We start from the raw sequence: 11,852 nt of genomic DNA, 5'->3' as shown, positions 1-11,852 counted from the left end.
CTTTCTTCTATGGTAGATGTACATGGCTAACGTATTGCTCTAAAAGAGATGCTATGAATAAAAGAACGGCTGCTGCAAAAATCAGTTGAAGAACAGTTAGGATCAGTTTTTTTAATTCAATTGTTTCTCCTTTTATAAATCGATAAAGATAAATAAAAGGATAAGAGCTGACGATTGAGAACAGAATTAATCCAAGAACTTCTACAAAAGCATGAGGCAGGAGTCCTGTGAATAGCTGCTGCGCTTCGTGATTGACAATCAAATACTGAACGAGTTTGCCGATAATGTAGCCGTTGTAAAAAAGAATGCCTGCAGACATGATTCCGCCTGTAAAAGCTCCGATGCCTAATATTGCCATTCCAACTTGTAAATTGTTTAAGAAAATAGATAGAAAAAACATCTCTTCATCCTTTTTAAGATAAGGAATCTGATCATAAGGAAGAAGGCTTCCGATTAGCACAGCTGCAATAAAGATAGCAGCGTAGAGGTAACCGAGGCGTAGAATCAGTCTATTCTCCGATATAAAACATCTTATTTTTTTCAACATATTCAATCCCTTTATAGATGGTCTTTCGGCATAACACCCAGCAAATTACTGAAACGATTACAAAATATAAAGCAAACAGAACGCTTATGAGACTTGTAGAATGCTGCAAAATAGGTAGAAAAGAGGTCAAGATCATATAGTACATGAAAGGCAACACGAGAAAATTCCTTGCAAAGGCCTGTCCTTTATCGATAACTTCTATTTCTTCATTGGTTGTCCCTATTTCATGCTCGTGAATAAAATTGAATTTCGTTGTGAATGGAAACAAATACAGCTGAATCAATGGAAAAATGAAAAAGCCAATTCCCAATGCTACCAATTGAATGAGCATCTGAACATCAAAAAGGTGATATACACTCATGATTGATAGATTAATGAACAGTAGAAAGAGTGACGGTATGGAAAATAAACAATAAAATAACTGGATTTTTGATAAGAAAAACTGCATAAGAGATGTTTGAGAAAGCTCATAGAGCCAAATATTCTTTTTTTCAGCACTCAAAGAAAATATAGAAGGGGTCAGCATTCTCATTTCATATGTTTGATTAGCTAAAATCATCACATTTAATGTGAATAATAGCTGAATTTGCAAGGCTTGATGATCAATAAGCGAGATCAAGCCGGTCATAACCCCGACATAGAAGAAGGCTTCATATGACATGAACATATAATTAAAAAACTCTTTAGACAGCAGCCATCTTTTTTCTTTTAACACCTTAAGGTCTTTTTGAATCAACATATTCTTTTGAAACAGCAAGCCCTGAATTTTATCAAGTGCTTGAAAGTACCAATAAAATAAATCTTTAAAATGTTTTGAGTTTTGATCATGCTCTTTTCCAGTCGGAATCCAGCGAACAGGGGTCTTCATGACGAGTGTTGCCGCTAATATCACCACGAAAAATGTGACGGGTGAAGTAAAAAGCTCTAGAAATTGTAGAAATACCGAATCCTGTGAAAATAAAGCATGATGGATTTGTTGAAGATTATTCTGATATAAAGACATCAAGTTGTTTGAAAGTGTAATCCAAAACGCATCTTCTGCAAGCGAAGAAATTGATTGAAAAAGTTGTTGGAAAGTGTAATAAAAAGGGAAAACAATGTTCGATATTAGAACTCTTCCAAATAAGAAAAAAAGTAAAGAGATGCTTGCGAAAAAAAGAACACGAATGATCCCAATTTTTTTTACGACAATGTTATAGATGTAAGCACCAAATATCTTATTGCTGACCATAAAAAGTAAGAAGCCTGTCAATATAACATTGAGATGCTTCAACCAGAATATCCAGTCATGTGTTTGAGCAATGAAATATTGAAAGAGAAAATAGATCAAATAAGTACTCAAGCTCGTAAATAGAAGCCATACCAACTCAGAAAACAAAAGCGTTTGAAAAAGGTGTGTCGCGGAAATAGGTGCAAGCTGTATCAACTCTTCAAAAGGAAGAATATGTGTTCTTCTATAAGATTCAATTCCTTTGACAATAGAGAAAAGGAACAAAAATATCACAAAAGCACTTTCCCATTCTATTTGATAGACCGGGGAGTAAAGATATGAAGAAATAACGAATACAATCAGGCATCCGAATAAAATATCAAGGATGCAAGAAAATAATATGTATTGTTTAGAAGAAAACGATTTGAAAAATGGAATTCTGCGTATTATAAACTGAGCTAGATTTGAATATTGTTGTTTCATTCTAATTGATAGAAGTAGTGATAATAATGGATATAACATCTTCTCACCTGCATAAAAATTTAAATAGAAGGAGAACAAAGTCTCCTTCTATTGGGTCATAAAATTGAATTACCAAGCAATAACAGCTTTACGGCCTTTTTTCTTAATTTCGTTTTTAAGGTACTGGCGAATTGTCTCTTTACCAGCCGCTGCAATGAGAGAAAGACCACCTGATCCTACAGCAGTTAAAATGGAGACAATTGTTGTAACAGCCCCGCCCGCTTCAACCACGTTCAGAACAACAGCAGCAACACTGCCTGGAATACCAAATTCTTTTGCTAGATCAGCAACGGGCAGCATTTGTAGCGAGAAGGAAAAAAGAGCTAGCATAAGGAATCCTACTGCTAAAGCACCAAAAAGAACATGTAGTTTGATTTCATTTTTTGTTTCTGTCATATCAAATTTCTCCCTTTTTTGTATTTTTATTACTATTATATCTTAAGATATCTTTTAGTTCATCGCAATCCTTTTTTTTCATATTTTTCATGAATTAGTTATAGATTAATATAAATAAAGTGAAAAGATAAGTGAGAAAAGAATCGTTTTTGCTAGAATAAAACACGTGAAAATGATCGGAAATACCTTGTTTTTACAGGTGGGGAAGCGAGTCTAATTTGCATATAGTTAAAGAGATATGTGCAGAGGGGCCAATATCCTTTGATCAAAATCTCCTTTCAAGATAAAATTAGAAGTATCCATCATTCTTTTGGAGGCGATTTTCTGAATATTCGATTGTTAACACCAGATGATGCTGAAGAATATGCAGCACTCAGACTAGAAGCACTGCAATTAAATCCAGAGGGCTTTGCGATGAGCTATGAGGAAGAGCGAATCAATATAGAGGATAAATATAAAGTGCGTTTTGCTTCGGCGAAATCTATGTGGACTTTTGGTGCTTTTCATCAAGGGCAGCTTGTGGGGGCAGTCACGCTCCTCCAAGAAACCTTGCAGAAGTTAAAGCACCGAGCGAATCTGACAGCGATGTATGTAACACCTAGTGCCCGCGGAGAAGGAGCTGGCCAAGCCTTGATGACAAAAGCTCTTTCCTTTGCGCGAGAACGGCAGGATATCGAGCAAATGTATTTATCGGTGGTGACAACTAATCACTCAGCTAAACGCCTCTATCGCTCTGTTGGATTTGAGTCGTACGCTGTCGAAGAAAAAGCGCTAAAATGGACTGATACATATGTAGATGAGGAAAAAATGGTTTTATTTTTATCAAAATCTGGAGGAGATAGAAGTGGATCAACAGGCCATGCGCATCACATTAGCAGCAGGACCCAATAGTGAGCTGGAATCTTTTGCACTGCGTGCAGCACTTGAAAACTTCGGCGCGAAAGTCGATATGCATTGGATTGGAAGACCGAATGACCTGATTCATGTGTTATCTGATAGAGTTAGAGGGGAAATAGATTACCTTCTTTTATCGTTTCATGGTGAAGAAGGAGCATTTATCATGCCTGAATTAGGGGAAGATGTTTACGAAGATGAGGAGCCTAGAGATACTGCCTTTGGAGCGGAAGAAATCAAGCGGTATGCCTCATTAGAAGGAGTTCATGTCATCTCTACAGGCTGCACACTAGGAGAGAAAAATCTAGCAGATGCTTTCTTAGAGGCAGGGGCTGCATCTTATTCAGCACCGGACGATTACATCGATGGGAATGCAGCATTTATCTTTGTGCTGACCATGCTGTACGAGCTCATGAACAATACAAAGACAGTCAGAGCGGCATTTGATCGAGCGCGTTCCATTGATGAAGAAACGAAATTATTTCAATTATATATGCAAAAGTAATCAAAGGACTGAGAAATCAAGTCCTTTTTTTATTCCTCTCAAAAAATGTGTCGAAAATGTGACAAGTGTGTGATTGGCAAACTAAAATGGGGGCATGCAAAGTCTATCCTACAAACACACGTCATTCAGGCATGACGGCATCACGAGAGGAGAATCATTGTGTCAATTAAATGGAAAGTCAGTCTCGTCCTATGCGGACTTGCGATGATCATCGGAATCGCTGCGTTTTATCATAATCAGCAGGCAAGTGGGACAGAGAAGAAGAAGGTAGAACCAGATGCGAGCTATAAAGAAGTTGAAATTGTGACCCTCGTGAATGACGGGAGATACTTGAGATATGCTGTGAACTATCCTGTGTTTCATCAAAAAAAGCTAGATCAAGAGATGAAAAGATTTGCAGAAACAGCGCTGGACAAATTCAAAACATCATTTAGTGAAGCAAGCGATGTCGATGAAGATCATCGATACGAATTAAACATAGATTACGAGATTACTCATTATGCCAAACAAACTGCTGCGATCAAATTCAATACATATGAATGGAAAGGCGGAGTAAAAGGCGCACATGAAACGAAGATATTCAATTTCGATTTCAAAAAACAGCAGTTTTTATCAATAGATGATCTATTTTTATCAAAAAAAGAAAGTCTGCAAAAACTGTCTCAAATGACATTTGAGGAGTTAAAAAAAGATCGCTCTCTTGCTGCAAACGAGCATTTGCTCAAACAAGGAACGTCTCCTAAGGCAGAGCATTATCAATATTTTGCCATCAAAGATCGTTTTATTGAATTCTACTTCCCAGCAGGGCAAATTGCACCAGACAAAAAAGGCCCTCAAGTGCTTGCGATTAAGAAAACACTGCTTAAAGGAATGTTAAAGCCAGAATACATTAATAAAGAAAAGAACAAAAACGAGAAAAAAGAACCGATCGCAAAAAGAAAGATTGTAAAACTGCCAAAACAGGGAGTGTTCAACCCAAATCAAAAAGCCATTGCCCTTACATTTGATGATGGACCAAATCCATCAACGACTTCAAAAATTTTAACAGCTTTAAAAGAAAACAAAGGACGCGCGACATTTTTTGTATTAGGAAGCAGGGTTCAATATTATCCCGATATGCTAGGTGAAATAAGAAAAGGTGGAAATGAAATCGGAAATCATTCCTATAACCACCCTTTACTCACAAGACTGCCATTAAAACAAGCCATCAAACAAGTAGAAGATACGCAGCAAATCATTGAAAAAGCAGGCGGGTTCACACCGACTCACTTTAGACCGCCATATGGTGGAACAAACGGGCAGATCAACTCGGCTGTCAACATGAAAGTCACACTTTGGGATGTAGATCCTGAAGACTGGAAATATCGCAACAGCCAATACATCGCCAACTACATTCTCACACATGCGTCTAGCGGAGAAACCGTCTTAATGCACGACATCTATGACACTTCTGCAAACGCGGCTGTCACGATCATCAAGGAATTGACCAAACAAGGATATCAATTACTAACAGTCTCGGAGCTTGAGCAGTGGAAGGAAGCACGGGCGAAAAAGGTGAATTGAATACGTAAAAAAGATGCGAGTCTTAATGGATTCGCATCTTTTTTAAAGCCAATTATGAGAATGAAGGGAAAATATGTTAAAGTGATTGTAGAAGGGGAGGGCTTCGAATGGTGTTGATGAGGTTGATCAGCATATATATGCTGACAGCGTTTAGTTTGGGATTTGTTATAAACTATGTACCTGGTTTGATGCTGCCCATCTATATTCTTGCGATGATTGGGCTCATTTTATGTCTCGGTCATATTGCATTTCATTATATTCGGCGAATCAGAAATATGTTATTTGATGAGTAAGGGGAAGATTTCTCCTATAGCAAAAACCTCCTGCTAGATGCGAGAGGTTTTATTTTTTCGGTTTTTACTGTTCTAACAGTCGGATGATTTTCTCGTTGGACGCTTTGATTTGTCTCAAAAGAGAAACGATATTTCCTGTAAATCCCACGAGCACAACCAGTATAATAAGAATGTATAAAATGAACAGTTCGTGTCATATATCCGGCAATTGATGTGAATGGAGAATGTTGAGGGGGATTCATTTGAAACGAGTAGACGTGGTTTCAGCTATTATTTATGACGAGAAAATTTATTAACGGTCAAGAATGTAAAGGGATATTGGGAACTTCCGGGCGGTGCTGTGGAAAAAGGTGAACACCTGCAGCAAGCTGTCATCCGTGAAGTGAAAGAAGAGACAGGGTATGTTGTCAAAGTAAATGAACTTCATTCGGTTCGTGAAGCATTCTTTCAAGATAAAAAGCATCATGCGCTGATCATTACGTTCTTTGCGGAAATGATCGGGGGAGAGATGAACATTCTAGATCCGGATCAGGATATTGAAGAAGTAAAATGGGTCAGCACTCAAACCTTTCAAAAGCTAAACCCAAAGCTATTTCACATGCTAAAATTAAACCAACAAACACAAGCCTTTTATGATTTTGAGGGAAATAGAACAATTGGTTAAATCCAAATTGATATAGGCATAAAGGAGCGATATGGATGTTTTTATACTACGGCCCCACAGGAGCTCCAGTAGAAAATCCGGGAGAAGAATTCATGAAAAAGATCTTCTTCCAGGAGGGTGAAGAGTATTGGAAACAAGGTAACGGAGAATCTTCCATTGAGATAGAGGAAGATGGGGAATGCGAAAGTCTAGTTTTCTTTTATACTGAACCGTATGGATTCTTTATCATCAGATATCCAGATTTTTTAGTCCCTTTTCAAAAGGTAGAAAAGATCGAAACGATCGAGCATTTGATCGCAGGATCACCATTGTATGTGCCATCATGTAGCTATGTTGATCGTAATCAGGCGTATGAAATCGTTCAACATTTTGTGACGACAAAAAAGGTACCGGACTCTGTTGAATGGGTCGAGTTGAGGAATATTGATTATCAGTAAGATATGAGAAGCTAAGGGAGCAAGATAAAGTGTGTACATATGAAAGAATACATAGTTTAGATGAGAGTATGCATTTACATGTAGGATATTATGAGCAAGGTTTTGATTATGAAGGCGTGTTTTTTAAGAGTTTAGAAACAGGAAGATGGTTATTGTTTTTTGATCAAAAAAGTTACGGGATAACGCTTTTAAAAGAATATGAGAAGTGGAAGGATCTTGGGTTATTGATTGGAGAATATTTGATTGAAGATGAACTGATTGAAGAGGAAGGCCATAAGCTTTTTGAGCGTTTTCTAAAAGAGAATAGCATAGTTGAAATGTAAAACATCACCAGATGATAGGGTGGTGTTTTTATTTCATTTAAAATAGAGTGCTGAATCTAAGTATCGAGAAAAGCAATATTTTATTTAAAAATTCAAAAAATAGATAGACAAACGCTTTCAAGAATTGTATAGTGATCTCATAAACCGCTTGTCATACAAGTGAACAAGTAACTAAGAATTCAAGTTATAACTTAAAAAATAATCGAGGTGATCGGAATGAAAGACAGAAGTGTGGCAGAACTCAAAGCAAAAGCCATCGAGCTCAGAAAAACGGCGATAACGATGATTTACGAAGCGCAATCGGGTCATCCAGGAGGTTCCTTATCAGCTGCTGATATCATTACCGCCCTTTATTTTAAAGAAATGAATATCAATCCCCAAAAACCAAATTGGGAAGATCGAGATCGCTTTGTTTTATCGAAAGGACATGTGGCACCTATTCAATATGCAGCTCTAGCTATAAAAGGTTATGTCTCTTTTGAAAACGTATACAAATTACGGCGGTACGGTTCACCTTTTCAAGGTCATCCTGATATGAAGAAATGTCCGGGAATTGATATCTCCACAGGCTCATTAGGTCAAGGACTTTCTTGCGGCGTTGGTATGGCACTTGCAGGCAAAAGGGATGAAAAAGATTACCGGGTATTTGTCATGGTGGGAGATGGAGAATGTCAGGAAGGGCAAATATGGGAAGCCGTCCAAACCGCAGTAAAATATCACTTGGATAACTTAATTGTGTTTGTAGACAATAACCGCCTGCAAATTGATGGCTTCTGCGAAGAAATTATGCCGCTTCAAGACATCGAAAAGAAGTTTGAAGTATTCGGATTTGAAACAAAACGAATTGACGGACACTCAATGGAAGACATTGTAGAAACACTGAATGAAGTAACAAAAACGAAAAATGGAAAGCCAAAATGTATTGTTGCCGATACCATTAAGGGCAAAGGCGTTTCCTATATGGAAGATATCTGCTCATGGCACGGTGTTGCGCCAAATGAAGAAGAATATGAGCAGGCATTAGAGGAACTAGCAGGAGGTTTAAAATCATGAGTCAAACTGAAAAAGCAGTAACTAAGAAAAAAGCGACACGTGAAGCTTTCGGTGATGAAATAGTTACATTAGGAAAAGAGAATCAACAAATTTATGTCATAGATATTGATATCGGCAAGTCATGCAAAACAGGAGAATTTATAAAGCAGCTTCCTAATCAGCATGTGAACGTCGGAATTGCTGAACAAAATGGTGCCGGCCTGGCAGCTGGTCTTGCAACAACTGGCAAAATCCCATTTGTCAGCACCTATGCAGTTTTCGGGTCGCTGCGTATGGCAGAACAAATTCGGCAAGAAGTATGTTATCCCAATTTGAATGTAAAGATCGCCTGCTCCCACGGTGGATTAACACCAGGAAATGATGGAGGGAGTCATCAAGCGATAGAAGATATGGGCGTTTTAAGATCATTTCCCAATATGACAGTGATCATGGGAGCTGACTACTACTCAACAAGAAAATTGATCAAACAGGCAGCAGAAACATATGGTCCAATGTATTTGCGTTTCACCCGAGATGCTGTGCCGATGATATATGATGAAAATGAAGAATTTATCATCGGCAAAGCAAAGAAAGTAAAGTCTGGTAAAGATATCGCGATTATAGCGAATGGAGATACAGTACATCTTGCCTTAGAAGCAGTCAAGGAATTAGAAAAACAAGGTATTTATGCAACCCTCTTAGATATGCATACGATCAAGCCTTTAGATCGAGAAGCTGTCATGGAGTGTCTGAATATTGGACCTATTATTACTATAGAGGATCACAATATTCTAAACGGATTAGGCAGTGCTGTATGTGAGATAGTGGCAGAGGAAGGCCGGGGGAGAGTCAAACGAATCGGTGTGCAAGATCGTTTTGGAGAATCCGCACCTTATGAAAAGCTTTTGGAGATCAATGGCATTACCATCGAAAATATAATCAAAACAGCTAAAGAAATGCTGAATAATTTCATAGGAAAGTAGGAATTAGCCATGTTTACCCTAAAAAATCAAGTTGCGATCGTAACAGGCAGCGGTTCTGAAAAGGGAATTGGGAGAACCATCGCATTCACTCTAGCCGAGCAGGGCGCTTCAGTCGTTGTAGCAGATATCAATCAAGAGGGAATTCAGTGTACTGTAGAAGCGATTAAAAATGCCGGTGGTAAAGCAATCGGTATAGAAGTAAATGTCACAAATAAAGAATCGATTGACCAGATGGTGAAAGAAACACTTGTGTCATTCGGCAGAATTGACATATTAGTGAATAACGCAGGTATTTCTCAAAAAGTAACAGTTCAGGACATGACACTAGAGGATATGACAAGAATATTCAGTGTGAATATGTTCGGTTTGTTCTTGTGTACACAAGCAGTTCTAGAAACGATGAAAAAACAAAGATATGGCCGTATTATCAACCTGTCTTCTGTATCAGCCAAAAGAGGAGGCGGTGTATTTGGCGGTGCGCATTACTCTGCTTCCAAAGCCGCCGTCCTAGGCTTTTCCAAAAACCTTGCCCGTGAAGTAGGAAAGGATGGAATCACTGTCAATTGTGTAGCTCCAGGTCTAGTGAATACTGATATCTGGAAGTCGCTTTCTAATGGCGAAGCAAAAAAGGTGATTGACAGTATACCGATTGGCCGCCCAGGTGAAACGAAAGAAATTGCGGCTGCTATTGCGTTCCTAGCGGCGAAAGAAGCCTCCTATATCACAGGGGAAGAGATAGATATTAATGGTGGTTCGCATATGGACTAGTGATATGAATGGAGTTGGGCATAGACTATGCCTCACTCTTTTCTATCAGTTGCATATTTGTAAGCGCTTTATAACGTGAGAGCTCACAAGTATAGTCAGACAAAGCTATGTTAAGGGGGAATCAGCTTGAATCAACAAGCATTGGAGAGATCTACGACTCGTAAGGTTACACTTCGACTAATCCCGTTTTTGTCATTATGTTTTGTTATCGCCATTTTAGATCGTGTGAACATCGGATTTGCTGCTCTGCAAATGAATGAAGATTTAGGATTTTCAAATGCTGTATTTGGACTCGGGGCGGGAATTTTCTTTTTAGGTTATTTTTTACTAGAGGTTCCGGGCAGTGCGATTATGTCGAAGATAGGTGCTAGAAAATGGATCAGCAGAATTATGGTGACTTGGGCAATTATTGCGATTTTAATGGCTTTTGTACAAGAACCATGGCAGTTCTACACGGCGCGTTTCTTATTAGGCGCAGCAGAGGCCAGTTTTTATCCATGTATGGTGTTTTATTTGAGCGGTTTCTATCAAACAAAACACCACGCCAAAGCCATCGCTGGATTTATGCTGGCAATCCCAGGGGCAAATGCAGTTGGCGCTCCGCTCTCAACCTTCCTCTTAGGGGTGAATTGGCTGGATATGTCCGGCTGGCAGTGGTTATTTATTTTAGAAGCCATCCCAGCTCTTATTCTTGGTGTCATTGCCTTTTTTTATCTAGATGACAAAATTGAAGAAGTAAAGTGGTTGAATAATGATGAGAAAGAGTGGCTTATTCATGTCACAACAAAAGAAAGACTTGAAAAAGAACAAGTCAAGCGGTATACTTTCGTTCAAGCTTTAAAAGATCGAGATGTACTCATTTTATCGGCAGGCTATTTCTGCTGGATGGTTGGGTTCTACGGTATTAACATGTTCTTACCGACGATCTCAAAGGGGTTATCTGACACAATTTCTTTGAGTACTCAAGGGATGGGGTGGCTTTTGGGTCTTATGTACACCTTTGCCATTTTGGTCATGGTGCTAGTTGGGAATCATTCTGACAAGAAAAATGAAAGACGCTGGCATGTATCTGCCTGTTTAACTGTTAGTGCGATTGCTATGATCATAAGTAGTTTTATTGCTAGCACAAGTGTGATCTTGTCATTTGTATTTTTAACAATCGCATTGTGTGGAGCTTTTGGCGCTTATTCTCCATTTTGGGCAATCCCCCCATCTTTTTTAACAGGCGCAGCAGCGGGTGGGGCCATCGCATTGATTAATAGTATTGGAAATCTTGGTGGATTTTTTGGACCTTATATAGTCGGATATATTAAAGATGTAACAGGTTCTTTTCACATAAGTATGATTTTCTTAGGTATCAGCATGATATTTGCTTCTCTTATTATTGTACTCTTAGTGAAACAGTCAGGAAAAGCACTGGTCGTCAAAGCAAACAACAAATCCAGCATCGAAGAGTCCATTTCATTCACAAAGAACAATGGTAAAAGTGTTTAAGCGAAAAACAATATCAAAACGAAGGAGCTGATATGAGGATGGAAAAGAAATCAAATGTGCCGCAAAACACGATTGTGTGCAAAGAATGTGAGGAAATGATTGATACAGCTCATGGATGTGAAGGTGTTAAGGTTTTATACGGAATATGCGAAAAATGCTTAGAATCAAAAAAACGTTGAAATGAAAAACAAAGGCGCATAACTCACAAGTTCGACTTGCGG

At 38.5% G+C, this 11,852-nt stretch carries 15 protein-coding genes; 12 read left to right on the top strand and 3 right to left on the bottom strand.

The features are described 5' to 3' along the window. Positions 1-7: 7 nt before the first annotated feature. From NSS76_RS12090 to NSS76_RS12080, 3 genes are all read right to left on the bottom strand, one after another. Positions 8-547, bottom strand: coding sequence for a stage II sporulation protein M (locus NSS76_RS12090; protein WP_249365979.1), 540 nt, complete (start codon positions 545-547; stop codon positions 8-10). Next, positions 510-1,415, bottom strand: a complete 906-nt coding sequence (locus tag NSS76_RS12085; protein WP_249365980.1) for a hypothetical protein — start codon at positions 1,413-1,415, stop codon at positions 510-512. The genes NSS76_RS12090 and NSS76_RS12085 overlap by 38 nt, the downstream gene beginning before the upstream one ends. A 933-nt stretch (positions 1,416-2,348) precedes the next feature. Further along, the gene (locus tag NSS76_RS12080; protein ID WP_024423066.1) at positions 2,349-2,675 is read right to left on the bottom strand and encodes an uberolysin/carnocyclin family circular bacteriocin; all 327 of its coding nucleotides are present in this window, start codon (positions 2,673-2,675) and stop codon (positions 2,349-2,351) included. A gap of 261 nt (positions 2,676-2,936) precedes the next feature. Here NSS76_RS12080 and NSS76_RS12075 point away from each other — a divergent pair, with 261 nt between their 5' ends. The 12 genes from NSS76_RS12075 to NSS76_RS12020 all read left to right on the top strand — a co-directional run bounded on the left by NSS76_RS12075 (position 2,937) and on the right by NSS76_RS12020 (position 11,810). Continuing rightward, complete coding sequence (locus NSS76_RS12075; RefSeq protein ID WP_445662181.1) at positions 2,937-3,566, top strand: GNAT family N-acetyltransferase; 630 nt, start codon at positions 2,937-2,939, stop codon at positions 3,564-3,566. After that, positions 3,520-4,074, top strand: a complete 555-nt coding sequence (locus NSS76_RS12070; RefSeq protein ID WP_213404633.1) for a delta-aminolevulinic acid dehydratase — start codon at positions 3,520-3,522, stop codon at positions 4,072-4,074. The genes NSS76_RS12075 and NSS76_RS12070 overlap by 47 nt, the downstream gene beginning before the upstream one ends. A 159-nt stretch (positions 4,075-4,233) precedes the next feature. Then, positions 4,234-5,637, top strand: a complete 1,404-nt coding sequence (locus tag NSS76_RS12065) for a polysaccharide deacetylase family protein (protein WP_341082276.1) — start codon at positions 4,234-4,236, stop codon at positions 5,635-5,637. A 107-nt stretch (positions 5,638-5,744) separates the two neighbouring features. Further along, positions 5,745-5,930, top strand: a complete 186-nt coding sequence (locus NSS76_RS12060; RefSeq protein WP_198456870.1) for a hypothetical protein — start codon at positions 5,745-5,747, stop codon at positions 5,928-5,930. Positions 5,931-6,270: 340 nt separating this feature from the next. Next, positions 6,271-6,594 (top strand): NUDIX hydrolase, encoded by a 324-nt coding sequence (locus NSS76_RS12055; protein ID WP_341082275.1) that lies wholly within the window; start codon positions 6,271-6,273, stop codon positions 6,592-6,594. A gap of 35 nt (positions 6,595-6,629) precedes the next feature. Then, positions 6,630-7,031, top strand: coding sequence for a hypothetical protein (locus tag NSS76_RS12050; RefSeq protein WP_341082274.1), 402 nt, complete (start codon positions 6,630-6,632; stop codon positions 7,029-7,031). Between the two features lie 29 nt (positions 7,032-7,060). Beyond that, positions 7,061-7,354, top strand: a complete 294-nt coding sequence (locus NSS76_RS12045) for a DUF3986 family protein (protein WP_025092863.1) — start codon at positions 7,061-7,063, stop codon at positions 7,352-7,354. 216 nt (positions 7,355-7,570) lie between these two features. Further along, positions 7,571-8,407 (top strand): transketolase, encoded by an 837-nt coding sequence (locus NSS76_RS12040; RefSeq protein WP_025092864.1) that lies wholly within the window; start codon positions 7,571-7,573, stop codon positions 8,405-8,407. Then, the gene (locus NSS76_RS12035; RefSeq protein WP_133744221.1) at positions 8,404-9,369 is read left to right on the top strand and encodes a transketolase family protein; all 966 of its coding nucleotides are present in this window, start codon (positions 8,404-8,406) and stop codon (positions 9,367-9,369) included. Before NSS76_RS12040 ends, NSS76_RS12035 begins: the two co-directional genes overlap by 4 nt. Before the next feature lie 9 nt (positions 9,370-9,378). Next, entirely contained in the window at positions 9,379-10,137 is a 759-nt protein-coding gene (locus tag NSS76_RS12030) for an SDR family NAD(P)-dependent oxidoreductase (protein ID WP_044332162.1), read from the top strand. 126 nt (positions 10,138-10,263) lie between these two features. After that, positions 10,264-11,631 (top strand): MFS transporter, encoded by a 1,368-nt coding sequence (locus NSS76_RS12025; protein ID WP_025092867.1) that lies wholly within the window; start codon positions 10,264-10,266, stop codon positions 11,629-11,631. Between the two features lie 38 nt (positions 11,632-11,669). Next, entirely contained in the window at positions 11,670-11,810 is a 141-nt protein-coding gene (locus NSS76_RS12020; RefSeq protein ID WP_117590472.1) for a GapA-binding peptide SR1P, read from the top strand. Positions 11,811-11,852: the final 42 nt, after the last annotated feature.

The organism is Bacillus sp. FSL R5-0654, from assembly GCF_038008745.1.
Classification (GTDB): Bacteria; Bacillota; Bacilli; order Bacillales; family Bacillaceae; genus Bacillus; species Bacillus safensis.
This window is presented reverse-complemented; position numbering and strand designations above follow the sequence as displayed.